General features: G+C 65.1%; 28 protein-coding genes and 2 pseudogenes. 14 read left to right on the top strand and 16 right to left on the bottom strand.

The window, feature by feature from the left end; genetic code table 11:
- Nucleotides 1-3 precede the first annotated feature (3 nt).
- The 3 genes from LRS09_RS09500 to LRS09_RS09490 all read left to right on the top strand — a co-directional run bounded on the left by LRS09_RS09500 (nucleotide 4) and on the right by LRS09_RS09490 (nucleotide 3154).
- Nucleotides 4-309: a hypothetical protein gene (locus LRS09_RS09500; protein WP_257805544.1), complete on the top strand. Its 306-nt coding sequence runs from the start codon at nucleotides 4-6 to the stop codon at nucleotides 307-309.
- A 23-nt stretch (nucleotides 310-332) separates the two neighbouring features.
- Nucleotides 333-2066: an asparaginase domain-containing protein gene (locus LRS09_RS09495; protein ID WP_257805543.1), complete on the top strand. Its 1734-nt coding sequence runs from the start codon at nucleotides 333-335 to the stop codon at nucleotides 2064-2066.
- Nucleotides 2067-2497: 431 nt separating this feature from the next.
- Nucleotides 2498-3154, top strand: coding sequence for a LysR family transcriptional regulator (locus LRS09_RS09490; RefSeq protein ID WP_257805541.1), 657 nt, complete (start codon nucleotides 2498-2500; stop codon nucleotides 3152-3154).
- A 254-nt stretch (nucleotides 3155-3408) separates the two neighbouring features.
- Here the strand turns inward: LRS09_RS09490 and LRS09_RS09485 are convergent, their stop codons facing one another.
- The 6 genes and pseudogenes from LRS09_RS09485 to LRS09_RS09460 form a co-directional block, all read right to left on the bottom strand.
- Nucleotides 3409-4188 (bottom strand): succinate dehydrogenase iron-sulfur subunit, encoded by a 780-nt coding sequence (locus tag LRS09_RS09485; RefSeq protein WP_257805539.1) that lies wholly within the window; start codon nucleotides 4186-4188, stop codon nucleotides 3409-3411.
- A 1-nt stretch (nucleotide 4189) separates the two neighbouring features.
- Nucleotides 4190-4684, bottom strand: a complete 495-nt coding sequence (locus LRS09_RS09480; RefSeq protein WP_257805538.1) for a hypothetical protein — start codon at nucleotides 4682-4684, stop codon at nucleotides 4190-4192.
- Nucleotides 4648-6525: a succinate dehydrogenase flavoprotein subunit gene (sdhA, locus tag LRS09_RS09475; protein ID WP_257805537.1), complete on the bottom strand. Its 1878-nt coding sequence runs from the start codon at nucleotides 6523-6525 to the stop codon at nucleotides 4648-4650. The genes LRS09_RS09480 and sdhA overlap by 37 nt, the downstream gene beginning before the upstream one ends.
- Before the next feature lie 11 nt (nucleotides 6526-6536).
- A pseudogene (sdhD, locus tag LRS09_RS09470) lies at nucleotides 6537-6926 on the bottom strand (succinate dehydrogenase, hydrophobic membrane anchor protein); the annotation flags it as partial.
- On the bottom strand, nucleotides 6923-7333 hold the full coding sequence (sdhC, locus tag LRS09_RS09465) for a succinate dehydrogenase, cytochrome b556 subunit (RefSeq protein WP_257805526.1): 411 nt from the start codon (nucleotides 7331-7333) through the stop codon (nucleotides 6923-6925). The gene sdhC and the pseudogene sdhD, both read right to left, overlap by 4 nt.
- A 196-nt stretch (nucleotides 7334-7529) precedes the next feature.
- Nucleotides 7530-7880: an MliC family protein gene (locus LRS09_RS09460; protein WP_257805524.1), complete on the bottom strand. Its 351-nt coding sequence runs from the start codon at nucleotides 7878-7880 to the stop codon at nucleotides 7530-7532.
- Nucleotides 7881-8140: 260 nt separating this feature from the next.
- On the opposite strand from LRS09_RS09460, the gene LRS09_RS09455 reads away from it, so the two are divergent.
- Nucleotides 8141-8503, top strand: a complete 363-nt coding sequence (locus LRS09_RS09455; RefSeq protein WP_257805523.1) for a hypothetical protein — start codon at nucleotides 8141-8143, stop codon at nucleotides 8501-8503.
- A gap of 6 nt (nucleotides 8504-8509) precedes the next feature.
- Here the strand turns inward: LRS09_RS09455 and LRS09_RS09450 are convergent, their stop codons facing one another.
- Nucleotides 8510-9736, bottom strand: coding sequence for a GGDEF domain-containing protein (locus LRS09_RS09450; RefSeq protein WP_257805521.1), 1227 nt, complete (start codon nucleotides 9734-9736; stop codon nucleotides 8510-8512).
- Between the two features lie 116 nt (nucleotides 9737-9852).
- On the opposite strand from LRS09_RS09450, the gene LRS09_RS09445 reads away from it, so the two are divergent.
- Nucleotides 9853-10158 carry a hypothetical protein gene (locus tag LRS09_RS09445; protein ID WP_257805520.1) on the top strand — a complete coding sequence of 102 codons (306 nt, stop codon included), beginning with the start codon at nucleotides 9853-9855 and terminating at the stop codon, nucleotides 10156-10158.
- A 61-nt stretch (nucleotides 10159-10219) separates the two neighbouring features.
- Here LRS09_RS09445 and leuC read toward each other — a convergent pair whose 3' ends face one another.
- Nucleotides 10220-11629 (bottom strand): 3-isopropylmalate dehydratase large subunit, encoded by a 1410-nt coding sequence (gene leuC / locus LRS09_RS09440; RefSeq protein ID WP_257805519.1) that lies wholly within the window; start codon nucleotides 11627-11629, stop codon nucleotides 10220-10222.
- 225 nt (nucleotides 11630-11854) lie between these two features.
- The gene (locus tag LRS09_RS09435; RefSeq protein ID WP_257805517.1) at nucleotides 11855-12415 is read right to left on the bottom strand and encodes an MgtC/SapB family protein; all 561 of its coding nucleotides are present in this window, start codon (nucleotides 12413-12415) and stop codon (nucleotides 11855-11857) included.
- A 116-nt stretch (nucleotides 12416-12531) separates the two neighbouring features.
- On the opposite strand from LRS09_RS09435, the gene LRS09_RS09430 reads away from it, so the two are divergent.
- A complete protein-coding gene (locus tag LRS09_RS09430; RefSeq protein WP_257805514.1) occupies nucleotides 12532-13173 on the top strand; it encodes a thiamine diphosphokinase in 642 nt (213 codons plus the stop codon).
- Nucleotides 13173-14991, top strand: a pseudogene (locus LRS09_RS09425) (ABC-F family ATP-binding cassette domain-containing protein). The gene LRS09_RS09430 and the pseudogene LRS09_RS09425 overlap by 1 nt, the downstream one beginning before the upstream one ends.
- Before the next feature lie 164 nt (nucleotides 14992-15155).
- Here the strand turns inward: LRS09_RS09425 and LRS09_RS09410 are convergent.
- Nucleotides 15156-15878 (bottom strand): hypothetical protein, encoded by a 723-nt coding sequence (locus LRS09_RS09410; RefSeq protein WP_257805512.1) that lies wholly within the window; start codon nucleotides 15876-15878, stop codon nucleotides 15156-15158.
- Between the two features lie 220 nt (nucleotides 15879-16098).
- On the opposite strand from LRS09_RS09410, the gene LRS09_RS09405 reads away from it, so the two are divergent.
- The 3 genes from LRS09_RS09405 (at nucleotide 16099) to LRS09_RS09395 (ending at nucleotide 16969) form a co-directional block, all read left to right on the top strand.
- Nucleotides 16099-16344: a type II toxin-antitoxin system CcdA family antitoxin gene (locus LRS09_RS09405; RefSeq protein WP_257805511.1), complete on the top strand. Its 246-nt coding sequence runs from the start codon at nucleotides 16099-16101 to the stop codon at nucleotides 16342-16344.
- Nucleotides 16345-16427: 83 nt separating this feature from the next.
- Nucleotides 16428-16670, top strand: a complete 243-nt coding sequence (locus LRS09_RS09400; RefSeq protein WP_257805510.1) for a type II toxin-antitoxin system CcdA family antitoxin — start codon at nucleotides 16428-16430, stop codon at nucleotides 16668-16670.
- Nucleotides 16670-16969, top strand: a complete 300-nt coding sequence (locus LRS09_RS09395) for a CcdB family protein (protein ID WP_257805508.1) — start codon at nucleotides 16670-16672, stop codon at nucleotides 16967-16969. Before LRS09_RS09400 ends, LRS09_RS09395 begins: the two co-directional genes overlap by 1 nt.
- Before the next feature lie 16 nt (nucleotides 16970-16985).
- Here the strand turns inward: LRS09_RS09395 and LRS09_RS09390 are convergent, their stop codons facing one another.
- Together LRS09_RS09390 and acs are read right to left on the bottom strand one after the other, a co-directional pair.
- On the bottom strand, nucleotides 16986-17561 hold the full coding sequence (locus LRS09_RS09390; RefSeq protein ID WP_257805507.1) for a cupin domain-containing protein: 576 nt from the start codon (nucleotides 17559-17561) through the stop codon (nucleotides 16986-16988).
- Nucleotides 17562-17970: 409 nt separating this feature from the next.
- Nucleotides 17971-19926: an acetate--CoA ligase gene (acs, locus tag LRS09_RS09385; protein ID WP_257805505.1), complete on the bottom strand. Its 1956-nt coding sequence runs from the start codon at nucleotides 19924-19926 to the stop codon at nucleotides 17971-17973.
- A 310-nt stretch (nucleotides 19927-20236) separates the two neighbouring features.
- Here acs and LRS09_RS09380 point away from each other — a divergent pair, with 310 nt between their 5' ends.
- On the top strand, nucleotides 20237-20509 hold the full coding sequence (locus tag LRS09_RS09380; RefSeq protein ID WP_257805501.1) for an usg protein: 273 nt from the start codon (nucleotides 20237-20239) through the stop codon (nucleotides 20507-20509).
- A 59-nt stretch (nucleotides 20510-20568) separates the two neighbouring features.
- Here LRS09_RS09380 and LRS09_RS09375 read toward each other — a convergent pair whose 3' ends face one another.
- Both LRS09_RS09375 and LRS09_RS09370 read right to left on the bottom strand, forming a co-directional pair.
- Nucleotides 20569-21603, bottom strand: a complete 1035-nt coding sequence (locus tag LRS09_RS09375; protein WP_257805499.1) for an aldo/keto reductase — start codon at nucleotides 21601-21603, stop codon at nucleotides 20569-20571.
- Between the two features lie 56 nt (nucleotides 21604-21659).
- Nucleotides 21660-22835: an MFS transporter gene (locus LRS09_RS09370; protein ID WP_257805496.1), complete on the bottom strand. Its 1176-nt coding sequence runs from the start codon at nucleotides 22833-22835 to the stop codon at nucleotides 21660-21662.
- A 108-nt stretch (nucleotides 22836-22943) separates the two neighbouring features.
- Between LRS09_RS09370 and LRS09_RS09365 the strand changes: the two genes are divergently transcribed.
- Nucleotides 22944-23858, top strand: coding sequence for a LysR family transcriptional regulator (locus tag LRS09_RS09365; protein ID WP_257805494.1), 915 nt, complete (start codon nucleotides 22944-22946; stop codon nucleotides 23856-23858).
- Here the strand turns inward: LRS09_RS09365 and LRS09_RS09360 are convergent.
- Nucleotides 23839-23982: a hypothetical protein gene (locus LRS09_RS09360; RefSeq protein WP_257805492.1), complete on the bottom strand. Its 144-nt coding sequence runs from the start codon at nucleotides 23980-23982 to the stop codon at nucleotides 23839-23841. The genes LRS09_RS09365 and LRS09_RS09360 overlap by 20 nt on opposite strands.
- A gap of 133 nt (nucleotides 23983-24115) precedes the next feature.
- On the opposite strand from LRS09_RS09360, the gene LRS09_RS09355 reads away from it, so the two are divergent.
- A complete protein-coding gene (locus LRS09_RS09355; protein ID WP_085467305.1) occupies nucleotides 24116-24550 on the top strand; it encodes a nuclear transport factor 2 family protein in 435 nt (144 codons plus the stop codon).
- 178 nt (nucleotides 24551-24728) lie between these two features.
- Nucleotides 24729-25499 (top strand): SDR family NAD(P)-dependent oxidoreductase, encoded by a 771-nt coding sequence (locus LRS09_RS09350; protein ID WP_257805489.1) that lies wholly within the window; start codon nucleotides 24729-24731, stop codon nucleotides 25497-25499.
- Between the two features lie 51 nt (nucleotides 25500-25550).
- Here LRS09_RS09350 and LRS09_RS09345 read toward each other — a convergent pair whose 3' ends face one another.
- Entirely contained in the window at nucleotides 25551-26516 is a 966-nt protein-coding gene (locus LRS09_RS09345) for a helix-turn-helix domain-containing protein (protein ID WP_257805488.1), read from the bottom strand.
- Nucleotides 26517-26656 lie beyond the last annotated feature (140 nt).

Raw genomic sequence — 26656 nt, 5'->3', positions numbered from 1 at the left:
GGCATGATCATGGAGGCGACCAACTATTTCGCCAAAGACGGCATGGCCGATGCCGTTCTCGAGCGGCGGCGCGAGGGCTCACGGCTGCGCGCGCGGCTTGGTCTTCCCGCAGGGCGCATCTTCGTCAACCAAGGCGGGCAGGGGCCTGACGTGCGCTGGGAATGCGCCTTCGCCGACGAGGCCGCCTTCCAGGCCGATCTCGCCGCCCGCGACGCCAGCCCGGAATTCGCCGCGCAGCGCAGGGAAATGGGCGCGCTCACGCAACGCTTCGAGCGTCACGTCTTCACGCTGGACGAGACCCCACTCTAACTCGCATCAGGCAGGGACATTCCATGGCATTGCGCCCCCTCTATTCGAACAAGAAGATCCGTATCGCCCACCTGGCGGGCCCGAACGCCACGATCCAGAACACGCCGCCGCTGGTGACCTCCAACAAGGCGCGCGAGGCGCACGGACTGCCCCTGCTGACGGATGTCGAAGGAATGCCCTCCAGGTTCGATCCGCTGCGCCCGCAGAAGCTGGCGGTGCCGGTCACCGTCTATGTCGAGCAGTTCTCCGCCCATCCGCTGGAGAAGGATGTGGCTGAACTCTACGCCGCGCCGGACGGCTATGTGGACGCGGCCGGGAATTTCTCGCCAGAGCGGACGAGCGATGCCGACAAGCCGGTCTACAGGATCGAGCTCAAGCCGGAGGACGGCTACTACCCCATGCCGTACATGGCGCGGCAGGCGGACGGCTCGGCCTGGGAGACGGACGGGACCGGGCCGCGCGTCGAACGCGCGAAAAGCCGCCAGCCCTTCATGCCGGACGGCAGGCGCACATTCGATGAGGTCGACCGGCTCGGCGTCGACGGCATGGGACTCGGCAACGCGATCTCGGATGTCGCCGAGGTCGATTTCTACCGCTTGGCGCCGTCGGCCGGCTACACGAAGGGGCTCGCCGCCGCGGAGCGGACCGACGAAGGTGAAGGCGACATCGCGCCGGAGGTGTCCGGCACGGATTTCTTCCCCTACCGGCCGGCGCATCTCAACGCGTCGCCGCCGCGCATGTCGCTGGCGCGCATCACCAACATGGCGCAGGACATCCTCGGTTCAGGCGACTATGACGGCGCGATCTGGACGCAGGGCAGCCCCCGCGTGGAGGAGACCTGCTACTGGCTGAGCCTCGCGCTCGATGTCACCGTGCCGGTCTGCTGCAATGCCTCGCAGCGCTATCACGGCCAGATCAGCAATGACGGGCCGAAGAACCTCGCCGACAGCACCGACTGGATCGCCTCGAAAGTGTGGGCGGACGACCAGGGCCGCAACCGCGTCGGCGTGGTGATGGTGCAGGACCAGCGTGTCTTCGCCGCGCGCGAGGTGACCAAGGTCGATGCGCGTCCCGGCGGCTATGTCGCGGCCGGCGGCCACGGCGGCATCCTCGGCGCGGGCGGCGGCGGGACCGGCTCGGTGCTGCGCTACGTCCCCGCGATGAAGCATACCTGGCAGTCGGAGGTGAACGTCAGCAAGCTGCCTGCCAGCGTGACCGGCATACGAGGTAGAGAGGGTGGAATCGAGACGATCGAGGTGGCGGTGAAGGACGGCGACGGCAGGTTGCTCGACACGGCGATCCCGAAGGTCTCGATCGTCAAGGATGCGAGCTATATCGAGGACGACTACGACAGCGACCCCGCGCAGGAAGTCGATACGATTGCCTTCATGGAGCAAGCTGAAGAACGCCCCGCTGTCCGGTTTCGTGCTGGAGGGCCTCAATCCCTACGGCAAGGCGGCTGCGTCGTCGAAGTCGCGCATCCTGTTGAAGGCGGTCTATTCCGGTTTCCCGGTCGCCAATGTCGGGCGCGGCACCACCGAAGGTTTCGCCATCTCCGGCGGCCCGTTCATCGCCGGCTCAAACCTGACCTCGGTCAAGGCGCGCATCCTGTTGATGCTGTGCATCATGAAGTTCGGCATGCTGCCGCCGGCCAAAGACCCGCTCAAGCCGACCAGGGACGAGGTCGCCGCGACGGCCGAGAAACTCGCGCTCTATCAGGCGGTGTTCGATACGCACTGACTGTTCAAGCTGACTAGGCTCTTCCGCGGCGTGCGCGGTGGTGACGTTCATGCTGTTGATTTCCCCCGAGAACTTACCGGCTTCTTCAACTCGCCCTCCGTGAGGAAAACACTCAGGAGTCGGCTGTTCGTGCGGGACAAAAAGTTCCAGCATAGGCGGCGGCCGATCCGCATCACATCGTCGTGGACCGCGGATTAGTGGCCAGGGAAATGCTGACGCATCATCTTGTTCCCACGCTTCCCCCTCGCGCATAACCGTATCGGGCTTGGCCACCACGCCGGCAAATACTCGGTGGCGATGTCCTCGATCACAGCCAGGATTCCCCTGCGTGGCGTAGCCGCTGATGAGGTAAAGAAGGCTGAGATGGACGGGCTTCGAATCGATCGGATAACGCTTGTGGGCTCAGGCATTGCCCACAGAGGAATGCAAATGAGAAGGAAACACGCTCATGCATCGGCTGAAGATCCGCCAGCTCGAATGCTTCCTCGTCTACATGAAGACCGGCTCGGTCACCGTCGCGGCGCAGGAACTGCACACGACCCAGCCCAACGCGTCGAAGACGCTGAAGCAGATGGAGACGACGCTGGGCGTGCCGCTGTTCAGCCGCTCCGGCGGCAAGCTCAGGCCGACGCCCGAGGCCGAACTGCTCTACGAGCACGGCCAGCGACTGTTCCAGCAGCTCGCGCTGATCGAGAGTTTCGGGCTCGAGACTTCGCCGCTGCGGCGCCTGTCGCTGCGCATCGCGACGCTGGCGACCTTCGGTGGCGCGCTGGTGCCCATGGCGATAGAGATCTACGGCGAGAGCCAGCCGGACCTGCAGTTGCAGGTCGACGTGCTGGACGGGCAGAAGATCCACACGCTGGTGGCGCAGGGCCTCTATGATTTCGGCCTCGTCCATTCGCCGGTCGAGAACGAGGACGTGACCTCCAAGACGCTGGCCAAGAGCATCATCGTCTGCCTCCTGCCGCGCGGCCATGCCCTGGCGGACCGCAAGCGCATCACGGCGAGCGATCTCGCGGGAGAAAAGGTCATCAGCTATCCCTCGGCGCCCAAGACCGCGCGCGCCCAGAGCTTCCTTTCATCGGTGCTCGGCGGCCACGTTTGAGACTCAACGAAGACGACCAGGGGCACCCGCGCGAGCCGTTTGTATCAACCCTGATTTCTAATATCGAGGTCACCGGAAACCCGGATACAAGCCAGCGGGCGATGCTGGTTCGTCCTTGTTGCCGGTCACGGCAACAAGTCGGGCTTGCCCAGAGCATCCACCTGCCTTCGCACGCTGACGGCAGGATGCTTCCACGCTTTATTGTCCAGCATGCCGGCAGATCCTCGGGGCGAGCCCGAGGATGATGTCACCGGTCAGACCCGCCGCTCCACCATCATCTTCTTGATCTCTGCGATCGCCTTGGCCGGGTTCAGGCCCTTGGGGCAGGCCTGGGCGCAGTTCATGATGGTGTGGCAGCGGTAGAGGCGGAAGGGGTCTTCCAGGTTGTCGAGGCGCTCGCCGGTGGCCTCGTCGCGGCTGTCGATCAGCCAGCGATAGGCCTGCAGCAGCACGGCCGGGCCGAGATAGCGGTCGCCGTTCCACCAGTAGCTCGGGCACGAGGTCTGGCAGCAGAAGCAAAGGATGCACTCGTAAAGCCCGTCGAGCTTCTGGCGGTCTTCATGGCTTTGCAGCCATTCCTTGGCTGGCTCGGGCGACACGGTCTGCAGCCAGGGCTCGATCGAGGTGAGCTGGGCGTAGGGAACGGTCAGGTCGGGCACGAGGTCCTTCACGACCGGCATATGCGGCAGCGGGTAGACGCGCACGGCGCCCGAGATGTCGTCCATGCCCTTGGTGCAGGCGAGCGTGTTGGTGCCGTCGATGTTCATCGCGCAGGAGCCGCAGATGCCCTCGCGGCAGGAGCGGCGCAGCGTCAGCGTCGGGTCGATCTTGTTCTTGATGTAGAGCAGGCCGTCCAGCACCATCGGCCCGCAATCGTCGAGGTTGACATAATAGGTGTCGAGGCGCGGGTTCTGGTCGTCGTCGGGCGACCAGCGGTAGATGCGGTATTCGCGCAGGTTCGTGGCGCCCGCCGGCTTCGGCCAGGTCTTGCCGAGATTGATCTTGGAGTTCCGGGGGAGGGTGAGTTCAACCATATTAGGCCTCCGACATTATCGCGCCGCCGAGACTTTCATCCAATTTCTCGATCGCTTCATTCAATTCTTCAATCTTCTTAGTAATAATTTCTGTCTCTATTTTGGAGACGCCCTTAATTGCGTTGAAATAGGACATTTCTATCTCATGTCTTATTCCAAATTTTGCATTCCTGATTTGATCGATCAATCGTCCCGCTTTGATGCTAATTCCGCGTTTCGTGCCGAAACGCTCCAAAATCTCGAATGAGGCTTCAACAGATCGACGAGTATCCCGTTGTTTTATCGAGGCGCGCCCCGCTTGATATATAATATAGTCGGCCTCATCTGCATCCTGTATAGACCTAATTATTTCAATAGTCTCTTTCGAGAATCGAAGTTTCTTCAACGCGTCCCGCACTTCAAGTAGTTCTTGACGATTCTTCCTAGCCCTTTGCTCGATAACGTACGAGATCGCCATTTCTAACAGACTGAGGAAATCTCCCGGCTGAAGGGCCATCTCAGCACCCGCGCCTTGGGCGCGATCTTGGCGAGGCTGATGCCGCCCTCGTTCTCCGGCAGCATGGTCTCGACGTGGACCGGCCGGTAGCCGAGGGTGACCCTGCCGGTGTCGGTGTCGAGCCAGGACAGGGTGTGCTTGCGCCAGTTGACGTCGTCGCGCGAGGAGAAATCCTCGCGGGCGTGCGCGCCGCGGCTTTCCTTGCGCGCCTCGGCGCCGACGACGGTGGTGATGGCGTTGGCCATCAGGTTCTCCAGCTCTAGCGTCTCGACCAGGTCGGAGTTCCAGATCATCGACCGGTCGTGAACCTTGAGGTCCTTGAGCTCGCCCCAGATCTCGGAGATGCGCTTGACGCCGTTTTCCAGCGACTCCTGTGTGCGGAACACGGCCGCGTCCGCCTGCATCGCCTTCTGCATCTTCTCGCGCAGCTGCGCGGTCGGGGTGGAGCCGTTGGCGTTCCGCAGGCGATCGAAGCGGTCCATGATCTTGTCGACCGCCGCTTCGTTGATGGTCGGGATCGCCGCCTCGCGGTCGACCACCTGGCCGGCCTTGATCGCGGCGGCGCGGCCGAAGACGACGAGGTCGATCAGCGAGTTGGAGCCGAGGCGGTTGGCGCCGTGCACGGAGGCGCAGCCGGCCTCGCCGACGGCCATCAAACCGGGGAAGACCGCGTCCGGGTTCTCCGGCGTCGGGTTCAGCACCTCGCCCCAGTAATTGGTCGGGATGCCGCCCATGTTGTAGTGAACGGTCGGCAGAACCGGGATCGGCTCCTTGGTCACGTCGACGCCGGCGAAGATCTTGGCGCTCTCGGAAATGCCGGGCAGGCGCTCGTGCAACACGGCCGGGTCGAGATGGTCGAGATGCAGGAAGATGTGGTCCTTGTTCTTGCCGACGCCGCGGCCCTCGCGGATCTCCAGCGTCATGCAGCGGGAGACGACGTCGCGCGAGGCAAGATCCTTGGCCGAGGGCGCATAACGCTCCATGAAGCGCTCGCCTTCGGAGTTGACCAGGTAGCCGCCCTCGCCGCGCGCACCCTCGGTGATGAGGCAGCCGGCGCCGTAGATGCCGGTCGGATGGAACTGGACGAACTCCATGTCCTGCAGAGGCAGGCCGGCGCGGGCAACCATGCCGCCGCCGTCGCCGGTGCAGGTGTGGGCAGAGGTGGCGGAGAAGTAGGCGCGGCCGTAGCCTCCGGTCGCCAGCACCACCATCTTGGCGGCGAAGCGGTGGATGGTGCCGTCATCGAGGTTCCAGGCGACGACGCCGGTGCAGCGGCCATCCTCGATGATCAGGTCGAGCGCGAAATACTCGACGAAGAACTGGGCCGAGTGGCGCAGCGACTGACCGTAGAGCGTGTGCAGGATGGCGTGGCCGGTGCGGTCGGCAGCCGCGCAGGTGCGCTGCACGGGCGGGCCGTCGCCGAAGTTCTGCATGTGGCCGCCGAACGGGCGCTGGTAGATCTTGCCTTCCTCGGTGCGGGAGAAGGGCACGCCGTAGTGCTCGAGCTCGTAGACGGCGGCAGGCGCCTCGCGGGCGAGATATTCCATCGCGTCGACGTCGCCCAGCCAGTCGGAGCCCTTCACGGTGTCGTAGAGGTGCCACTGCCAGTGGTCGGGACCCATGTTGCGCAGCGAGGCGGCGATGCCGCCCTGTGCGGCGACGGTGTGCGAGCGCGTCGGGAAGACCTTGGTGATGCAGGCTGTCTTCAGGCCCTGCTCGGCCATGCCGAGCGTTGCGCGCAGGCCCGCGCCACCGGCGCCGACGACGACGACGTCGAACTTGTGGTCGACATAGGTGTAGGCCTTGCCGTTGGCCGTGGGTGAGGATGCTGCCTTGGCCAAGGTGCTGGAACTCCGAATGCGATCTTCAGCAGCGAGAAGGCGCAGAGCGCACCGATCGCGAAGACGAAGAAGGTGTTGAGGATCAGAAGACCGTATTTCCAGAATTCGCTGTGCGCGTAGTCCAGGATGATCTCCTGCATGCCGAGCCACATATGGTAGAGGCCCGAGCCGATGGTGATGAGCAGCAGCAGGCAGACGAACGGGTTGGCCAGCGTCGTCCGCATCTGGACAAAGTCGGCGCCGATCATGGAGAACAGAAGGCCGATCATGAAGAAGGTGAGCGGGATCAGCGCGATCGCCGTCAGGCGGACCGCCCAGAAATGACCGGTGCCCTCATGTGCCGCGCCCAGGCCGCGCACGCGGCCGAGAGGGGTGCGCATGTCGGTGGAAGACTTGCTCATGCGCCGCTCCTCATCACGAACACGACGATCCAGATGGCCAGCGTCAGCACGACCGAGCCGATGGCGGTAGCAATGGCGAGCTTCGTCGCGGTGTGCTTTTCCATATAGGCGCCGGTGTCCCAGATAAGGTGGCGGACGCCACCGAGCAGATGGAACATCAGAGCCCAGCTGAAGCCGAACAGGACCAGTTGGCCGAACCACGAGCCGACGATGCCGCTGACGAAGCCGTAATAGTCTTCGGAACCCGCGGCCGCGGTGATCCACCAGGCCATCACCAGCGTGCCGACATAGAGCGCGCCGCCGGTGATGCGATGGAAGATCGACATCGCCATCGTCGGGATGAATTTATAGACCTGCAGATGTGGCGACAGCGGGCGTGGCTTGTGTCGGGTGGCTGGTGCGGACATGGCTCCCCCGGGAGCGGCTGGCCCTACTCCGCGTGCGGCGTTTGGCTGGCCGAAATGCGACTTTTCGTGCCTGCCTTCTAGTGCGGTTTTTGCACCGCGTCAAAGCCGGAAAGGCGTGCCGGGTGCGGTATTTAGTACCTGAAATTGACCGATATGACGTTCAATCGATTGAAGATTTCCGCTCTTTCGGCGTCTGTCAGCGCTTGCAGGTCGCCGGAGCCGCCTTGGGACGGAAATACAGCGCCTCCGCGCCGTCGAACACGAAGGCGTATTGATCCTTCACATAGCGGGTGTGCGAATCGGCCGGCGAGGCCGGAAGTTCCATCACCGATCCGTCGGGAAGGCCCAGCGCCACCTGCGTGACGGTATTGTTCACTTCGAGGCTCTCGCCATTGTCGCAGCGATAGATCGCGCGGCCGGCATAGAAGGCATTGTCGTCATAGGAGGCGGCCTCCGCCGAGGTCGCTGCGTCCGCGCCTGCGTCGGCTATGTCCGCTGCCGCGGCACCAGACGCCCCGGGCGCCAGAGAGGCGGTCGCGGGAGACATACCGTCCGATGCGCAGCCGGCCAGCAGAGACGCGGCTGTCAGTCCCGCCGCAAGGAGAGCTCCGTGCGAGCCTTTTCTGAAGAATGCCCCCATGACGATAGCTAGCCTCCTGCCGGGATCTTTTTCAAGCCGGCGCGATCCTCGTTAACCATGTTTCTTAATCCCTGCGCCGACGGGAACGGCAAACAGTGACAATGGTTAAGAAATGGTTAAATCTCGGATCGAACGGAACGGAAGCTTTCGCCCGGAAAGGACAGGCCATGCGTTCGAAATTCCCCATCCTTCGCGTCCTGCCGCTTGCGGCGGGCCTGGTCGTCGCGGCTGTCCCGGCGCTCGCCGGAGATGCATATGGCGAGCGATATCATGCGGATTCGTTCGGCAACCTGATCGTGTACAGCCCTGCCGGCTACAAGCGCATCATTGTCGGGAAGGGCCACGTGCTGGCGGAGTATCAGGCGCAGCAGGGTGTCGCCGAGCCTGACGGATACTATGACGAGGAAGGTGCCGAACGCCGTTCCTATCGGAACTGCCGTACCGTGCCCGGCATGTTCAAGGGCCGCAGCTACATGTACGGCCTGCCGGACGGCGTTGTCCCGACCCCGGCACGCCGCGTCTGCGATTGAGCGAACCTACCTCTTGTCGCGGAACATGCGGCGGTTTTCCGTATGGCTCCCGTTGCCATTGTCATTCGGTCGGATGACCGGTGGGGCGGTGCGGACGCAGTCGCGTCCGGAATTCTTGGCCTCGTAGAGGGCGATGTCCGCGCGGCGCAGCAGCTGTTCGTAGGATTCCCCGGAATAGCGCTGCGCGACCCCGAACGAGGCCGTGCAGGCTGCGATGTCGGTAAGCCCTTCGACCGCTGACTGCGAGAAGGCGACGCGGGCGCCTTCGGCGATGAGCCGGGCGGTCGAAAGCTCCGTGCCGGACAGGACGATGGCAAATTCCTCGCCGCCGATGCGGCCGATGGCATGCTCCTCGCCCGCGACCTCGCGCATTACGCCGGCGAAGGCCTGGATAACGCGGTCGCCGGCCTCGTGCCCGTATGTGTCGTTGACGTTCTTGAAATGGTCGATGTCGGCGAGGATGAGCGTCACCGGCCCGCCCGAGCGGTCGGCGGTGCGCAGGATCTCGTCCGCCCGGTCGACGAAGCCGCGCCGGTTGAGCAGGCCCGACAGCGTGTCGGTCTCCGACTTCAGCGTCGCGTCCGACAGCATCTTGCCGACATAGACGGCGAGCGTCATCAGCGCGACGGCGATCGCCAGGATGATGCCGGTCGACTGCGAGATCAGGGCATAGAAGCTGTCGAGATAGGAACCGGCCGTGCCACCGGGGCCACCGGTTTCGATCGCGACCAGCGGCTTCATCACGAAGTAGATCGAGCTCAGCCCCAGCACTCCCACCAGTCCCCTGCCGAGGCGGCCGAGCCTGCGGGCATGCAGCATCACCCAGATCGAGACCGCCTGGATCACGCCATAGGGCAGCTGCCAAAGTACATTGCGCAAGATCAATTCGCGCGGCAGGGTCTGCGTGTAGAGATTCAGCAGGATCGAGCCGACCAGGAGGAGGACAAGCATCCGCCACGGCGGCCGGACGTCGTATTTTCTGGCGATGCCGACGCAGTAGGCTGACATTGCGACGAGCAGGGCCGAATAGGAGGCGGTCGCGACGATCGTCGAGGCGGGGAAACGGGAGATGAGAAACTCCGACGCGGAATAGACGGCGCCGATGGCATAGGCGGCGCTGATCCAGCGGGCGGAGACGAAGGCCTTGTCGTAGTTCGCGATCACCAGAAACGTGATCGCCAGCAGCGCCGCAACGCTGACATTGATCATCAGGATGAAGACGGCGCTGCTCATGAAATCCTTCGTATTGATCCCGTTCTAGCAGACAGCGGGCGAACATCTGGTTAACTGCCGGATGGAACCGCAATCAAGGGCGGAGCTTACCGCCTACAGTCAGGAGAAGAAGAAGCATGACCGACACCGTCACCCTTACCGACCATGAGGCGATCCGCGACTGGGCCGCCGCGCGAGCCGGCGTGCCGGCAATCGTGGACATCTCACCCGCGGGCGGCACGCAGCCGATGCTCACGCTCGTCTTCGGCCAGATCGCCTACCAGGATACCGACCAGGCGGAACGCGCCCAGAATGCTGGAGGCCGCGAGCTGGTCGAGTGGAGCGACTGGTTCGAGGTTTTCGACCGTGAAGAACTCGCGCTCGTGGTGGCCAAGGACCGCCCGGGTGTATGGGATTCCTGGCACGAGATCGTGCGACGGTAGACTCGAACGGAAAGAGGCCCGGACATGCCGGGCCTCTCTTACCCTAAGGGGCTGAACGCCGTCAGCTCCAGTCGCGGATGTCGACGAAGTGGCCGGCGATCGCGGCGGCACCCGCCATGGCAGGCGACACCAGATGGGTGCGGCCCTTGAAGCCCTGGCGGCCTTCGAAGTTGCGGTTCGAGGTCGAGGCGCAGCGCTCGTGCGGGGCAAGGCGGTCGTCGTTCATCGCCAGGCACATCGAGCAGCCCGGCTCGCGCCAGTCGAAGCCGGCCTCGATGAAGATCCTGTCGAGGCCTTCGGCTTCCGCCTGGGCCTTCACCAGGCCGGAACCCGGAACGATCATCGCGTTGACCTTGGGGTTGACCTTTTTGCCCTCGACGACGGCCGCGACCTGACGCAGGTCCTCGATGCGGCCGTTGGTGCAGGAGCCGATGAAGACGCGGTCGATGGTGACGTCCGTCATCTTGGTGCCGGGGGTCAGACCCATATATTCCAGCGCACGGTATTTCGAGGCGCGCTTGTTCTCGTCCTCGATCTTCGCCGGATCAGGAACTTCGCCGGTGACGGAGACGACGTCCTCGGGCGAGGAGCCCCAGGTGACGATCGGCGGCAGCTTGGCGGCGTCGAGCCTGACGATGCGGTCGAAATGCGCGCCCTCGTCGGTCTTCAGCGTCTTCCAGTAGTCGAGCGCCATGTCCCACGCCGCGCCCTTGGGCGCGCGGGGCTTGTCCTTCACATAGGCGAAGGTGGTCTCGTCCGGCGCGATCAGGCCGGCACGCGCACCGCCCTCGATCGACATGTTGCAGATCGTCATGCGGCCTTCCATCGACAGCGAGCGGATCGCCTCGCCGGCATATTCGATGACGTAGCCGGTGCCGCCGGCCGTGCCGATCTCGCCGATGATGGCGAGGATGATGTCCTTGGCGCCGACGCCGGGCGGGAGCTGGCCGTCGACCTGGACCAGCATGTTCTTCGCCTTGCGCTGGATCAGCGTCTGGGTGGCGAGCACGTGCTCGACCTCCGAGGTCCCGATGCCGTGCGCCAGCGCGCCGAAGGCGCCGTGGGTCGAGGTGTGGCTGTCGCCGCAGACGATGGTCATGCCGGGCAGGGTGAAGCCCTGCTCGGGACCGATGATGTGGACGATGCCCTGGCGGCGGTCCTTCTCGGAATAGTATTCGACGCCGAAATCGGCGGCGTTCTTCGCCAGTGCCTCGACCTGGATGCGGCTTTCCTCGTTCTTGATGCCGTTCACGCGGTCCTTGGAGGTCGGCACGTTGTGGTCGACGACGGCGAGCGTCTTCTCCGGATGACGGACCGTGCGGCCGGTCATGCGCAGGCCCTCGAAGGCTTGCGGGCTGGTGACCTCATGCACGAGGTGGCGGTCGATGTAGAGCAGGCAGGTGCCGTCGTCCTGCCGGTCGACGATGTGGTCGTCGAAGATCTTGTCGTAGAGAGTGCGCGGTGCGCTCATGGCTTTTATCCGTGGCTGGAGCTTGGAATGCGGTGCAGGGCGGCTGTGCCGCGGCCGGTCACCGAAGTCGGCAGGTCATCGCGCCGGAAATCGCCGCATAGAAGCGCGCCGGCAGGCGCTTGCGGTCCTGCAGCGTGAACTGTCTGTAGCTCGGATTTCCGAACAGGCATTCCATGCGCCGGCTCATACCACCGCGCGGGGAATTGGGCAATTCACAGCTTCGCGTCAGCGGGCCGGTTCGTCATGGGTCGGATCGTCGCTCTTTGGCCCGGTCTTCCGCTCCGCGGACTTTCGGGTCGAAGCGACTTCCCCGTCGAGGTCCAGCCTCGCCTCCAGCGCGTGGAGCAGGCCCAGCACGACCAGGGCAATGATCGTCGCCAGAAGGGCGATCTGCCAGAAGCCGAGGCCGCCGGCGACGCCGATGGCACCGGCGAGCCACATTCCGGCGCCCGTGGTGAGGCCGTGGACCTCGCCCTTCGTGAAGATGACCACGCCGGCTGCGAGGAAGGCGACGCCGGCGGTGACGGCCTCGACGACGCGGATCGGGTCGAAGCGCGCATTCTCCATCCGGAACATCGGCGCGTGTACGATCTCGGTCGTCAGGATGGCGAAGGCAGCGGCGGCAACGCAGACGAGGATGTGCGTGCGCAGACCGGCGGGCCGGTTTCGCCATTCGCGTTCAAAGCCGATGGCCGCGCCGAACACGGCTGCCAGCAGCAGCCGGGCGACGATGACCGGAAACGGCGTGTAGGTGGGGTGGCCGAACTCGGCCGCAAGCGATTCCATCGGGACGCCCCTCAGCGTGGAGGTCCGCCACAACGCTGACAAGCCGGCGAACGTTCCACGGCGCATCCGGTCCCGAACGCTTTCGCCGCCCGCCAAGGTCTGTTAGACGCGCCGCGATGAGCCTCTTCTCGATCCTTCTCGGCGGCGAGCTGACCGTGACGCCGCGCGTCGCGCGGCTTGCGGCGGGGGCGCGCGTGATCGCGGCGGATTCCGGCATACGCCATGCGTCAGCGCTCGGCATCGTGCCGGAGCTGTGGGTCGGCGACTTCGATTCCGCATCCGCCGACGACTTCGAGGCGCATCGCGACGTGCCGCGCGAGACCTTTCCGGCGGCAAAGGACAAGACGGACGGCGAGCTGGCGATCGACATCGCCATCGCAAGGGGTGCGACGTCGCTCGTCATCCTCGGCGCGTTCGGGGGAAACCGAACCGACCATGAGTTCCTGCACCTGGCGCTCGCCGTGCGGCTGGCCGAGCGCGGCCTCGATGTGACGCTCTCCAGCGGCGCGCAGGAAGGGCGGCCGGTGCTGCCGGGCGCCAACTCCTATGACTATGGCTATGGCACGCTGTTCTCGATCCTCGGCTTCACCGATCTAGAGGGGCTGAGCATCGAGGGAGCGGAGTGGCCGCTCGACCGGATCCACATGGAATTCGGCTCCTCGCTCACCATCTCCAACCGGGTGACCGGCGGGCTCATCGTGGTCCTCGGCAAGGGCCGGGCGCTGCTCGTCGCACAACCTCTGGATCCTGTTTCCTGATGGCACCTCCCCTTCTCAAGCTCGACGCCATCCGGCTGACCTTCGGCGGCACGCCGCTGCTCGACGGGGCGGACCTGTCGGTCACGGCGGGGGACCGCATCGCGCTGGTCGGACGCAACGGGTCGGGTAAGTCGACGCTGCTGAAGGTGGCGGCGGGGCTGGTCGAGGCGCAGGACGGGGAGGTGTTCCGGCATCCCTCGGCCACCATACGCTACCTGCCGCAGGCGCCGGACTTCGACGGGTTCGACACTGTCCGGGCGTATGCCGAGGCGGGGAGGGGGCCGGCGGACGATCCGCACCGCGTGACCTATCTGCTGGAACATCTCGGGCTGACCGGCGAGGAAGACCCTAAGACGCTGTCGGGCGGCGAGGCACGGCGGGCCGCACTTGCCCGGGTGCTGGCGCCGGAGCCGGATATCCTTTTGCTGGACGAGCCGACCAACCATCTCGACCTCGCCACGATCGAGTGGCTGGAGGAGGAACTGCAGCGGTCGAAATCGGCGATCGTGCTGATCTCGCACGACCGGCGCTTTCTCGAACGGGTGTCGCGCGCGACGATCTGGCTGGACCGGGGGCAGACGAAGCGGCTGGACCGCGGCTTCGCGCATTTCGAGGAATGGCGCGACCAGGTGCTGGAGGAAGAGGAACGCGACCAGCACAAGCTCGGCCGGCAGATCGTGCGCGAGGAGCACTGGCTGCGCTATGGCGTGACGGCGCGGCGCAAGCGCAACATGCGACGGCTGGGCGAGCTGCAGTCGATGCGGCAGAAGCACCGCACCCATCGCGGCGCGGAGGGCGTGGCGAAGATGGCGGCCAGCGACGCCGCCGAAAGCGGCAAGCTGGTGATCGAGGCGAAGGGGATCGCCAAGGCCTATGACGGTGTCGACGTGGTGCGGGATTTCTCCATCCGCATCAATCGCGGCGACCGGATCGGCCTCGTCGGGCCCAATGGCGCGGGCAAGACGACGCTGCTCCGGATGCTGATCGGCGACCTGGCCCCGGATGCGGGCACGGTTCGGCTGGGCGTGAACCTGGAGATCGCGACGCTGGACCAGAAGCGGGAGTCGCTCGATCCGGACGAGACGCTGGCGCATTACCTGACGCGCGGGCGCGGCGAGAGCCTGACGGTGAACGGACAGGACAAGCACGTCGCCTCCTACATGAAGGACTTTTTGTTCAAGCCGGAGCAGATGCGGACGCCGGTCAGGGAACTGTCGGGGGGGCGAGCGGGCGCGGCTGATGCTGGCGCGCATCCTGGCGCAGCCGGCGAACCTTCTGGTGCTGGACGAGCCGACCAACGACCTCGACATGGAGACGCTGGACCTGCTGCAGGAGCTGGTGGCGGGCTTTGCCGGCACGGTGATCCTCGTCAGCCACGACCGCGACTTCCTCGACCGCACCGTGACCTCGACCATCGCACCGGAGGGCGACGGGCGCTGGGTCGAATATGCCGGCGGCTATGCAGACATGCTGGCGCAGCGCGGGTCGAAGACGTTTGAACGACGCGGCGGCAGGGAGAAGGCGGCCAAGGACGAAGGTGCTTCGCCGGCCTCCATCTCGCAGGCAGCCAAGCCGTCGTCGAAGAAGCTGTCCTACAAGCAGAAGTTCGCGCTCGAAAACCTGCCGAAGAAGATGGAGGAGGCGGGCGCGAAGATCGCGGCGCTGGAAGCGAGGCTGGCCGATCCGGCGCTGTTTTCGAAAGATCCGGCCGGCTTTCAGAAGATCGCCGCCAGCCTCGATGCCGAGCGCGCCGCGCTCCACGCCATGGAGGAGGAATGGCTGGAGCTGGAGATGCTGCGCGAGGAGATCGAGGGGTGAGACGCCGGTCTGCCGCAGGCAGAATGAAAGGTCCGGTGGACCTTTCATAGGCGTCGAACGGGCGGGAGTTGCGAAGCAACGGGACCCGCCCACACGTGGAGGCGCGCGGACGCGTTCGGCCGCGGCCGGTCAACGGGTTTGCGATGTTCGGCCGGCGGGTGCGTTCAGGACGTGTCGGCGCTCAGCACCATCTTCGCGAAGTAATCCGTGTCGTCGAGGATCTCGGCCATTTCGCCGTTCCGCCGCATGACCTGCGCGCGGGGCATCCCGGGGATGGAGCCGCGCCGGAGCGGCCAGCGCCAGGGGATCAGCCCCGCGGCCCGGCGGGCCTTCCAGCGCGCGAAGCGGAGCGCCTGTTTCGGCAGATCCTCCAGGGCACGAGCGAGCGCGGCGATGCGGAGGTTGAGCCGGGTCGTATCGACCGTGTCCGAACGCGGGGTAGGCCCGGGCGACCGGCTCGGCCCGTCCCAGCCGAAGGACGCAATGCGCGGCACGGAGGTTCTCGGCGGCGAGCGGCGCAGGACGATCCGGTATGGCGGGTCGAAGAGGCGAAAGCCGAGGGTGCGGCTCGGCGGGCGGGCATCCGGCATGGCGGTGCCGTAGGGAACGACGATGCCGGTACCGCCGGGGCGGACATAGATCGACCTGCGCTTCGGCCGCGGCCGCGCCGGCCGGCGCGGCGGGAGTGCGACGACGAGGCCGCGCGCGGCGATGATGACCAGCCTACGGGCAGCGGATTCGGCGGGCCGCAGCAGCCGGAGCACGCCGTAATAGGCCCGACGCCTGAGCGTTGTGCCGCCCGCGCCTATGGCGGCCATCGCGACGAGCATGGCGAGGATCCGCTTCAGGCCGGAAAGCTGTCCGTCGATGATTTCGTCCCAGTCCATTCCGCGCCCTTTCGACCAGCGGAGGCGATTCTAAGCCGGCCCTGGACAACGGGGATAAAGAATGAATCGGAAAGGGAGAATAGCGAACGGAAACAATGGCTTGTCAGGCGAGGACGCGGAGATCGATGGAAATCGATCCACCGGGTGGGGTTTGTGTGCGTCGCGCGGTCGATTGCGGAGCAGGGAGCGTGCGCATACCATGTGCGCATTGGAGGCATGCATGTCGACGAAGATGTCAGAGCCGAGGCGCAAGGCGACGAAGCTGTTGCTGGATGACTGGGTCGTCGCCGAGGCGAGGGAACTTGAGCTCGACGTTTCGCGGATTGTCGAGGAGGGGCTCGCGAAAGCAGTCGCAGCCAGAAAGTCGGAGCTTTGGCTGGAAGAAAACCGCGAGGCGATCGAGGAGAACAATCGATACTTCGCGGAACACGGATTGCCGTTTTCCGAGTTTAGGGGCTTCGAGTAACACGCTACCACTCGACGGAATCAGCACCACCGTGCTTGTAAATCAGGATTGATGCGCATACTTTATGCGCATGGGAGATGCACATGTTGACGAAAACACCTAAGCCGCAGCGCAAGGCGACGAACCTGTCGCTGGATCAGCGGCTGATTTCCGAGGCGAAGGAACTTGAACTCAATGTCTCGCGGATCGCCGAAGAGGCGATCACCGATGCCGTGCGAGCGGAAAAGAACCGCCGCTGGAAGGAAGAGAATCGCGAGGCGCTCGAGAGCTGGAATGACTGGGTTCGCGAGAACGGATTGCCGCTCGAGAAGTACAGGTTGTTCTGATGGCGCGATTTGACGTCTATCAGGGGGATGGGCCCAATCTGCTCCTGCTCGACATACAGCACGATACGTTCGACTATCTTGACACTCGCCTGGTCGTTCCGCTTATGCCCGTGAAAGGCAGTCCGCCGGCGGTGCAGAGGCTGTATCCAGTCTTTGAAATCGGCGGCCGACGCATGCTCATGGCGACACCGCTGATGAGCGCGGTAAGCGCGCGACAATTGAAGAAGCCGATCTCCAGCCTGTCCGGACATCGCGACGAAATCATCTCCGCAATCGATTTCCTACAGCAGGGACACTGATCCAAACCTCAAGGTTTTAGGGATCAGGGATCGATTTCCCCAACAGCTCTCCTCGCGGCCCGAACACCGGATCCGTCTCTGGAATCTCCACCGCAGCGATCTCCGCAATCACGCCCTCGTCATATCCCTCGCTCGCCCGCCGCACCGTGTAGTTCTCCTGCCCCGGCGGATAGGCGCCGCAGATGGCGAAGTCGGGGGATGAGGACAACATGCAGTGTCCCCAGCCCGGCGGAAGCAGCAGCACGTCGCCGGCTTCGACCTCCAGCCGGCGGCCTGCTTCACCGCCGATGACCAGCACCGCCGATCCGGTGGCTACACCCAGCACCTCGAAGGCGTCGGGGTGGAAGTGGTGGTAGCGGAAGACCTGCCAGGTCCATGTGCCGCGCCAGCCGTTCGCCTCGAACAGGCGGCGGATGGAGCCGTCGGGGTCATTCGGTGAGGGACGGATCGCGCCGCGGGCAACGATCGCGGGGTGGCGGTCGTTGTTGGGGGGTGCCGCCGTTTGCGGGGATGCGCAGGGCGAGGATCTGGGCGGCGGGGTTTGTAGCGGCGGGCATGACGGATCAACGGGCCAGGACGCGAGATGGTTCAATATCTGCCGGCTTGTGTCTTACGGTAGCGACCCGACCCTACGAAGGGCAATCACCCCCTCACCGTCACGCTTTGCGTGGCACCTCTCCCCCTGCCCGGGGGAGAGGAGACGCCAATCGCCGAGGGCGCTACGGCTAAGCTACTACTCCTCGCCCCCATGAAATGGGGGCGAGGTGGATCGGGCGGAGCCCGAGACGGTGAGGGGGCATTCGCTGCGTCGACGGCTTTCGCAGAGTGGGAGAGCATCCGGCGATTTTCCCTGACACACTGCCGTCATCCTCGGGCTTGACCCGAGGATCTACCAACCTCGGCCGGCTGGCGGCACCGTCGTCGCGTGTTCGCGACGGGCAGCAGATCCTCGGGTCAAGCCCGAGGATGACGGCGTGCAGGGTGGGACGTCTCAGACGAACCTAAGCCTTCTTGTTCTGCCGGTTCCCGATCAGATCATCCACCACGGCCGGATCGGCCAGCGTCGACGTGTCGCCGAGTGCGGCGAAATCGTCCTCGGCGATCTTGCGCAGGATGCGGCGCATGATCTTGCCGGAGCGGGTCTTGGGCAGGCCGGGGGCGAACTGGATCTTGTCGGGGGAGGCGATGGCGCCGATTTCCTTGCGGACGAAGGCGACGAGCTCCTTGCGCAGGTCGTCGGTCGGCTCGACGCCGGACATCAGCGTGACGTAGCAGTAGATGCCCTGGCCCTTAATGTCGTGCGGGTAGCCGACGACGGCGGCCTCCGACACCTTGTCGTGGGCGACCAGCGCCGACTCGACTTCCGCCGTGCCCATGCGGTGGCCGGAGACGTTGATGACGTCGTCGACGCGGCCGGTGATCCAGTAATAGCCGTCCTCGTCGCGGCGGCAGCCGTCGCCGGTGAAATACTTGCCCTTGTAGGTGGAGAAGTAGGTCTGGATGAAGCGCTCGTGGTCACCATAGACCGTGCGCATCTGGCCCGGCCAGGACTCGGTGATGCAGAGATTGCCGTCGGCGGCACCCTCCAGCACCTTGCCGTCATTGTCGACGAGCTGCGGCTCGACGCCGAAGAAGGGCCGCGTGGCGGAGCCGGCCTTGAGGTCGGTCGCGCCCGGCAGCGGGGTGATCAGGATGCCGCCGGTCTCGGTCTGCCACCAGGTGTCGACGATCGGCACCTTCTTCTCGCCGACGACGTTGAAATACCATTCCCAGGCTTCCGGGTTGATCGGCTCGCCGACCGAGCCCAGCACGCGCAGGCTCTTGCGCGAGGTTTTCTTCACGGGCGCGTCGCCGGCGCCCATCAGGGCGCGAATGGCGGTGGGAGCGGTGTAGAAGATGTTGACCTTGTGCTTGTCGATGACCTCCCAGAAGCGGGAGACGGACGGGTAGTTGGGCACGCCCTCGAACATCAGCGTCGTCGCGCCGTTGGCGAGCGGGCCGTAGACGATGTAGCTGTGGCCGGTGACCCAGCCGACATCGGCGGTGCACCAATAGATGTCCCCGTCATGGTAGTCGAAGACGTATTGATGCGTCATCGAGGCGTAGACGAGATAGCCGCCGGTGGTGTGCAGCACGCCCTTCGGCTTGCCGGTGGAGCCAGAGGTGTAGAGGATGAACAGCGGGTCTTCCGCCTTCATCTTCTCCGGCTTGCACTCGGGCTTCACCGAGGCGACCTCGTCGTGGTACCAGACGTCGCGGCCCGGCGCCCAGCCGACCTTGCCGCCGGTGCGGCGCACGACGACGACCTTCTTCACCATCACGTGGTTCTTGGCGGCGATGTCGATCGCCTTGTCGGTGTTTTCCTTCAGAGGAATCGCTTTTCCTCCACGCAAACCTTCATCCGCAGTGATGACGAAGGTGGATTCGCAGTCGACGATGCGGCCGGCCAGCGCGTCGGGCGAGAAGCCGCCGAAGACGATCGAGTGAATGGCGCCGATGCGCGTGCAGGCGAGCATCGCATAGGCGGCTTCCGGGATCATCGGCATGTAGATGGTGACGCGGTCGCCCTTCTTGACGCCGTGCTTCTTCATCACATTGGCGAGGCGGCAGACGTGCTCGTAGAGCTCGTTGTAGGTGATCTTCTTGTCGTCGTAGGGGTTGTCGCCTTCCCAGATGATGGCGGTCTGGTTGCCGCGCTTCTTCAGGTGACGGTCGATGCAGTTGTACGAGACGTTGGTCTGGCCGTCCTCGAACCACTTGATCGAGACCTTGCCCTTGAACGAAGCGTTCTTGACCTTGGTGTAGGGCTTGAACCAGTCGATGCGCTTGCCGTGCTTGCCCCAGAACCGGTCGGGGTTCTTCACGCTCGCGGCATACCATTTGAGATAGGTGTCGTTGTCGATCAGCGCGTTCTTCTTCCACGCAGGCTGGACCTTGTGGACATTCACTTCCGACATGCTTTCCTCCCCGGACTGGTCACGCACCGGCTGAGCGCCGGTGGCTTCGCGGTCTCAGCATCCGCGAATTCGGGCGCATTATTAGCAATTCGGGCGGAGCGGCAACATTAGACCTTGGATTCGCGCGGCGGCTTGACGCACTGCGGGTGCGCGGGATGCGGCCGGCGTTGGCAGCACTCAATATGTCATGCTGCTAACATACTGGATTCATTGGCTAAATCTGCTCTCTTCACGAAAATGTCAATAGACGGGTAACGATCCGGGCGCACAGTTTTGCGTTGGGAGGAAGGAGAAACACACGGGGACCAGCATGCGCGACACGAAGGAACTCGAACTGATGCTCCGGGGCTACGGCCTGACGACGGCCGAAATCCTCTACCGGATGCCCGACCACCCGGGCGTCCTGCAGACCTATCTCTGGCAGGACTACGATCTGGCGCCGAAGTTTCCGGTGCTCACCAGCTTTCTCGACTTCTGGCGCGCGAAGCTCGAAGGCCCGCTGCACTCGATCCGCTACACCCACAAGAAGCTGATCTCACCGTCGGAATGGCGGATGGTCGATGGCGAGATCCTGCTGAACTGAGGCCGGCGCGGGGCGGTCCGGCAAAAGACCGGCCGCCTGCTTGTCCGCCGACGTCGCCGTCACACCGCCGGCGGATTGAGCCGGGCGAAGCCCTCCTGCCGCCGGTAGGGAAAATAGGGATAGGGCGCGGTCACCTCGCTCGCGGCATCGAGCCTCGCGACATGCTCGGGCGCGAGCGACCAGCCCACCGCGCCGAGATTTTGGCGCAGCTGTTCCTCGTTGCGCGCGCCGATGATGACGGACGACACGGTCGGGCGGCGCAGCAGCCAGTTGATGGCGATCTGCGGCACGGTCCTGCCGGTCTCCCGGGCGACCTCGTCGAGCGCATCGACCACGCGGTAGAGGTGCTCGTCTTCGACCGGCGGGCCGAAGCTCGCCGTCTCGTGCAGCCGGCTTCCTACGGGCAGCGGTTGGCCGCGCCGGACCTTGCCGGTCAGGCGGCCCCAGCCGAGCGGGCTCCACACCAGCGCGCCCACCCCCTGGTCGAGCCCGAGCGGCATCAGCTCCCATTCGTAGTCGCGCCCGACCAGCGAATAGTAGACCTGGTGTGCGACGTAGCGCGGCCAGCCGTGCCGGTCGGCGAGGGCGAGCGACTTCATCAACTGCCAGCCGGAGAAGTTGGAGACGCCGACATAGCGCAGCTTGCCGGCGCGCATGAGGGTGTCCAGCGTCGACAGCACTTCCTCGACCGGCGTGCCGGCATCGAAGGCGTGCAGCTGCAGCAGGTCGATATGGTCGGTGCCGAGCCGGCGCAGCGCATCCTCCACTGCCCTGATCAAGCGGGAGCGAGACGAGCCGGAGTCGTTCGGCCCCTCGCCCATCGGCAGCGACGTCTTGGTCGAGATCAGCACCTCGTTGCGGCGGCCCTTGATGGCCGCGCCCAGCACCTCTTCCGAGGCGCCGGCCGAATAGACGTCGGCCGTGTCGAACAGGTTGACGCCGGCCTCGAGGCAGATGTCGACCAGCCGCCGCGCCTCGGCGGCGTCGCTGGTGCCCCAGTGGCCAAAGAGCGGGCCGGCGCCGCCGAACGTGCCGGCACCGAAGGAGAGGGCGGGCACTTTAAGTCCGGATGCGCCGAGACGACGATATTCCATGGTCAGATTCCTTGATTGCAGGGTTGGGTGGAGAGGCGGCGCCTGCCGCCGGTGGCTTATTCCGCCGGCACGAACCGGTCGCCGCGCCGCTCGGCGCGCAGGCCGACCAGCGCCGAGGCGATCGCCGCGAGCGGCACCAGGCCGGCGACGAGCGTGATCGCGCCGAGGCCGGGGCCGTGGTCGATGACGACGCCGCCGAGCCATGCGCCGAGCGCATTGCCGAGGTTGAAGGCGGCGATGTTGAACGACGATGCCAGGCTTTGTCCGGCGCCGTCGGCCTTCTTCAGCACCCACATCTGCAGCGGCGCCACGGTGGCGAAGGAGGCCGCGCCGAGCAGGCCGACGAAGACGACCGCGAGTATCCTGTCGTGCATGGCGAAGGTCATTGCGAGGAGCACCGCCGAGAGCACGGCGAGGCTGCCGATCATTGTCGGGACGAGATGGCGGTCGGCAAGGCGGCCGCCCAGGAGGTTGCCGACCACGAGGCCGCCGCCGAAGACGAGCAGTATCGGCGAGACGGCGCTCTCGGAGAAGCCGGAGATGCCGGTGAGGATCGGGGCGATGTAGGTGAAGGCGGCGAAGACGCCGACCCAGGACAGGACAGTGGTGAGCAGGCCGATCAGCACGGTGCGGCGGCCGAGGACCGACAACGCGCCGCCGCTGGTCTCTTCCGGCGCCTCGTCGCCGGAATCGCGCGGTACGAAGGCGGCGATGATGGCGACGGCGGCGAGACCGATGAGCGTCACGGCCCAGAACGTCGCGCGCCAGCCATAGGCCTGGCCGAGCCAGGTGCCGAAGGGAACGCCGAGCACGTTGGCGGCGGTCAGCCCGGTAAACATGACGGCGATCGCGGTCGCCTTGCGGTCGGAGGGGACGAGGCCTGTCGCCACGACCGAGCCGACGCCGAAGAAGGAGGCGTGCGCGAAGGCGGTGAGCACGCGGGCGGCCATCAGCATCCAGTAGTCGGGGGCGAGCGCACAGGCGAGATTGCCGAGCGTGAAGACGGCCATCAGCGCGAGCAGCACCGTCTTGCGCGGCCAGCGCGCGGTGAAGGCGGCCAGCAGCGGCGCGCCGACCACGACGCCGAGCGCATAGCCCGAGATCAGCAGGCCGGCGGCGGAGATGGAGACGCCGAGATCGTTGCCGACCTCGAGCAGCAGCCCCATGATGACGAATTCCGTGACGCCGATGCCGAAGGCTCCGGCTGCAAGTGCGTAAAGGGCGATTGGCATGTCCTGTCCCCGTTGGTCCGGCGCATCAGCGCGCCGCCGAAGATCGGTGCGCGGGGGCGACGGCAACAGGCTTGCGGCAAGAACATCATTCGTGAGATCAATTCACAAATGGCAAGGCTCGACATCAACCGGTCCGGCGAGATGGACGTGTTCGTCCGCGTGGTGGAGCGGGGATCGTTCTCGGCCGCCGCGGCGCTGCTTGGCATGACGCCGTCGGCGGTGAGCAAGCTGATCGGCCGCCTCGAGGACCGCCTGGGCGCCCGGCTGATCAACCGGACGACGCGGCGCCTGCAGCTCACGCCCGAAGGCGCGGCATTCTACGAGACCGCGCTGCGCATCCTGGCCGAGATCGACATGGCCGAGCGGGAGGCCGCCGCCGGCGCCACGCCGCGGGGAAGGCTCAGGGTCAATTGCAACATTCCCTTCGGACAGCATTACCTGCTGCCGCTGCTGCCGTCTTTCCTGGCAGGCCATCCCGGGGTGACGGTGGACGTATCGCTGACCGACCGGGTGGTGGACCTGTTGGAAGAACGCGCGGACGTTGCGATACGGGCGGGCCCTCTGCGCGATTCGCGGCTGATCGCGCGCAAGCTGTGGCAGAGCCGCATGGTGATCGTCGCGGCACCTTCCTACCTCGCCGGCCGCGGCACGCCGCGGCTGCCGGAGGATGTCGCGGACCACAACTGCCTCGACTTCGGCTTTGCGCGCGCCGTGGACGGCTGGCCGCTGCTCGACGGCGCAGGTCGTGTCGCAACCTTCGCGCCGAAGGGCAACGTGCTCGTCAGCGACGGCGAAGCGATGCGGCTGGCCGCGCTGGCCGGAGGCGGGATCGGCCGGCTGTCGCGCTACCACGTGCAGCGCGACATCGACGCGGGAACGCTGGTGCCGGTGCTGGAAGACTTCAATCCCGGCGACGAGGAGCCGCTGCACGCGATCTATGTCGGCCAGGGCGGCCACCTGCCGGCCCGCGTTCGCGCCTTCCTCGACTTCCTCGCCGCGAATGTCAGGCCCTACGGCGGCTGACATTCGCGGCGGCGCGGTTCTTCGACATGAACGGCGCAGGTACGCGGCCGGCGGCCTGGCGCTCCAGCACCGGATGTCGTCCACGAACGGAGTGATGCGCGCCAAGCCCGATGGCGGCGCTCACCGCAATCCTTCCCTCATTGCAAAATCTCGCTTCCCTGTCCGCCAAGAGCCGCGGTCGGAAAGCCCGTAGATTTCGATGGAGGCGAGCTGTCCGCGCACGCCTCACGCGAAATCAACGAGAAAAGGGGAACTAAATGACCGAGACGACAAGCGTCGCACGCACCGCCGACGTGCAGGAAATCAAGATGCTCAACGCGAAATACAACTATGCGGTCGATGAAGCCGACGGCAAAGCCTGGGCTGCCTGCTTCACGAAGACCGGTGTCTTCAACGCCCTGATCGAGGGGCAGCGCCCCAAGGGACCGGCCGAGCTCGAAGCCTTCGTCAAGATCTGCAACGACGCCTTCGGCAAGATGCACCACCTGACCACGAACGAAGTCATCGACTTCGACGGAAACACCGCGCGGCAGAAAGCCTACCTGCAGTTCTTCTGCGTCAAGGACGGCAAGGCCGAGGGCAGCATCTGCGTCTACCATGACTGGCTCGAACTCGAAGACGGCGCCTGGAAGTTCAGCCGGCGCGACGTCGAATACAAGGTGAAGTTCACCGAGTTCACGCAGGCTTCCTGAAACCTGTCGCGACGCGCCTCGTCAGCCGGCCAGGCGCGCCGAACAGCAGCGACTTCACCGCCCCTGTTCCGCAGCGGGCGAACCCATCTTCGCGGCGTGCAAGGGCTTTCGGACCGACGGCGGCAAGCCGGCGCAACGTCCGCCCGCACCCGCGCGACCAGAAAACCGGAGCAAAGCCATGGAATTCAAAGACAAGACAGTCCTCATCACCGGCGCTGCCGGTGGCATCGGCAAGGCCGCGACGAAAGCGTTCTTCGAACAGGGCGCCAAGCTGGTGCTCATCGATCTGGCTCAGCCGTCTCTCGAGGCAATGGCCAGGGAACTCGCACTGGACCCCGACCGCTGCGTCCTGATCGCGGCGGACGTCTCCAAGGAAAGCGAAGTGGAGAGCTTCGTCGCGGCGACAAAGGCAAAGTTCGGACGCATCGACGTCTTCTTCAACAATGCCGGCGTCGAGGGCAAGACAGGCCTGCTGATCGACACGGACGCCGATACGCTCGACAAGATCCTCGACGTCAACGTGAAGGGCTGCTTCTTCGGCCTGAAATACGTGCTGCGGGAAATGATCGCCCAGGGGGGCGGGGCCGTGGTGAACACGTCCTCGATGGCAGGACTCATCGGCTTCCATTCGCTCGGCGTCTACACCGCCTCCAAACATGCGGTGATCGGGCTCACGCGAGCCGCGGCCGCGGAGGTCGCCGCCTCCAAGGTCCGCGTCAATGCGGTCTGCCCCGGGCCGGTCGAGACGCGCATGATGCGGGAAATCGAGGCGGGCATATCGGCCACCGATCCGGTCGCGGTGAAGGGACAGTTCGAGAACCTGACCGGCCTCAAGCGCTATGCCGAGCCCGAGGAGATCGCGGATCTGGTTCTCTTCCTCGCGTCGGACAAGGCGTCCTACATCACCGGGAGCATGTACACGATCGACGGCGGCATGACCGGCATGTGATACGGGACACGCGTGCCCGGCCGTGCGAACAGGCCGGGCATGCGGCCCCGATCAAATCAGCGGCCGGCTCTCGGGATCCGAGAGGGAGTTCCGGTATTCGCGAGGAGACATCCCATAGTGCTGCCGGAAGACCCGGCTGAAGTGGGACAGGTCGTTGAAGCCAGCCCTGAACGCTGCGTCCGATATGTTGACGCAGCGCTCGTCGAGCAGGTTTTGCGCGCTCCGCTCGAGGCGCTTCCTTAGCAGGCTCTGGCCGAAGGTCTGGTCGCGCTCCTCCATGATCATGTGAAGGTAGCGCGTGGATATGCCGAAATGCGCCGCAACCTTCGACGGCGTCAGCTCGGGATCGGCAAAGTTCAGCTCGATGTAGCTGAGGATGGAGTGGCAGAGCCCCGCTCTCCAGCTCTTCCTGCGCCCTTCGTGCACGTCCTGCGCCCGGCCCAGCGACAGTCCGATGAGATCGACCATGATCTTGTTCAGATCGATCGCGTTGCCGGTAAGGCTTTGCGGGTTTCTCGCGATGGCCGTGAGATAGTCGATGGCGATCTTTCCGACGGGTGTCCGGTCTGTTACCTTCCGGGCCACGCAGTCGTGCTGGACGTCCATATGCGTATCGAGAACCCGTTTCGGGATCTTGAAGGAATGCATCTCCCATTCATCGGTGAAATAGTCGTGCAGAAAGGGCTCGGTCGAATCGACGATGCTGAATTCGCCCGGATTCGTCACCGTCTCCCGCTTCGCCTGCACGACGCGGCACGACCCTCTGACCTGAAGATTCAGAAAGCAGAACGAGTCGGTGTCGCGGCGGATACCCCTGGCGTTGCGGGAAATGAGCTGCTTCTGCGAACTGATGTTGGAAACCGAAAAGTCGGAGAACGGATGCTCCGTGACCGCGCCGACGAACTCGTGCCGAGAGACCGGCTCGGAGTCCAGCGCAACGTAGACGTTGCACAGAACCTCCCGCCAGAAGCCGAATCTCGTCGACGAGTCTATCTGCTTGAGATCAAAGGTCCTCACCTTGAGCCCCTGCGCGCGGCATTGCGATGGCCATGCTGTAACAAGCAAGCGTTATGCCAGTTCCGAAAGACGCGGTACCTTGCTTCGCGGGGAAAATCTTGCAGGATATCAGTGGTTTAATTGCGTGCCGCCACGAGTGC

It is taken from the genome of Mesorhizobium sp. J428, from assembly GCF_024699925.1.
Taxonomy (GTDB): Bacteria; Pseudomonadota; Alphaproteobacteria; order Rhizobiales; family Rhizobiaceae; genus Mesorhizobium_A.
Note: the sequence above shows the minus strand (reverse complement) of the source record. Positions and strands in the feature narration are given on the sequence as shown.

Bases quoted from the DNA above. Each gene is read 5' to 3' on its own strand.
- LRS09_RS09380 (WP_257805501.1), top strand. From the start codon at position 20,237: ATGCGCGACACGAAGGAACTCGAACTGATGCTCCGGGGCTACGGCCTG.
- leuC (WP_257805519.1), bottom strand. From the start codon at position 11,629: ATGAGCGCACCGCGCACTCTCTACGACAAGATCTTCGACGACCACATC.
- LRS09_RS09400 (WP_257805510.1), top strand. From the start codon at position 16,428: ATGTTGACGAAAACACCTAAGCCGCAGCGCAAGGCGACGAACCTGTCG.
- LRS09_RS09435 (WP_257805517.1), bottom strand. From the start codon at position 12,415: ATGGAATCGCTTGCGGCCGAGTTCGGCCACCCCACCTACACGCCGTTT.
- LRS09_RS09370 (WP_257805496.1), bottom strand. From the start codon at position 22,835: ATGCCAATCGCCCTTTACGCACTTGCAGCCGGAGCCTTCGGCATCGGC.
- LRS09_RS09405 (WP_257805511.1), top strand. From the start codon at position 16,099: ATGTCGACGAAGATGTCAGAGCCGAGGCGCAAGGCGACGAAGCTGTTG.
- LRS09_RS09495 (WP_257805543.1), top strand. From the start codon at position 333: ATGGCATTGCGCCCCCTCTATTCGAACAAGAAGATCCGTATCGCCCAC.
- LRS09_RS09500 (WP_257805544.1), top strand. From the start codon at position 4: ATGATCATGGAGGCGACCAACTATTTCGCCAAAGACGGCATGGCCGAT.
- LRS09_RS09375 (WP_257805499.1), bottom strand. From the start codon at position 21,603: ATGGAATATCGTCGTCTCGGCGCATCCGGACTTAAAGTGCCCGCCCTC.
- sdhC (WP_257805526.1), bottom strand. From the start codon at position 7,333: ATGTCCGCACCAGCCACCCGACACAAGCCACGCCCGCTGTCGCCACAT.
- LRS09_RS09480 (WP_257805538.1), bottom strand. From the start codon at position 4,684: ATGGCCCTTCAGCCGGGAGATTTCCTCAGTCTGTTAGAAATGGCGATC.
- LRS09_RS09450 (WP_257805521.1), bottom strand. From the start codon at position 9,736: ATGAGCAGCGCCGTCTTCATCCTGATGATCAATGTCAGCGTTGCGGCG.
- LRS09_RS09350 (WP_257805489.1), top strand. From the start codon at position 24,729: ATGGAATTCAAAGACAAGACAGTCCTCATCACCGGCGCTGCCGGTGGC.
- LRS09_RS09455 (WP_257805523.1), top strand. From the start codon at position 8,141: ATGCGTTCGAAATTCCCCATCCTTCGCGTCCTGCCGCTTGCGGCGGGC.
- LRS09_RS09445 (WP_257805520.1), top strand. From the start codon at position 9,853: ATGACCGACACCGTCACCCTTACCGACCATGAGGCGATCCGCGACTGG.
- LRS09_RS09395 (WP_257805508.1), top strand. From the start codon at position 16,670: ATGGCGCGATTTGACGTCTATCAGGGGGATGGGCCCAATCTGCTCCTG.
- LRS09_RS09485 (WP_257805539.1), bottom strand. From the start codon at position 4,188: ATGGTTGAACTCACCCTCCCCCGGAACTCCAAGATCAATCTCGGCAAG.
- LRS09_RS09365 (WP_257805494.1), top strand. From the start codon at position 22,944: ATGGCAAGGCTCGACATCAACCGGTCCGGCGAGATGGACGTGTTCGTC.
- LRS09_RS09355 (WP_085467305.1), top strand. From the start codon at position 24,116: ATGACCGAGACGACAAGCGTCGCACGCACCGCCGACGTGCAGGAAATC.
- acs (WP_257805505.1), bottom strand. From the start codon at position 19,926: ATGTCGGAAGTGAATGTCCACAAGGTCCAGCCTGCGTGGAAGAAGAAC.
- LRS09_RS09490 (WP_257805541.1), top strand. From the start codon at position 2,498: ATGCATCGGCTGAAGATCCGCCAGCTCGAATGCTTCCTCGTCTACATG.
- LRS09_RS09460 (WP_257805524.1), bottom strand. From the start codon at position 7,880: ATGTCTCCCGCGACCGCCTCTCTGGCGCCCGGGGCGTCTGGTGCCGCG.
- LRS09_RS09430 (WP_257805514.1), top strand. From the start codon at position 12,532: ATGAGCCTCTTCTCGATCCTTCTCGGCGGCGAGCTGACCGTGACGCCG.
- LRS09_RS09410 (WP_257805512.1), bottom strand. From the start codon at position 15,878: ATGGACTGGGACGAAATCATCGACGGACAGCTTTCCGGCCTGAAGCGG.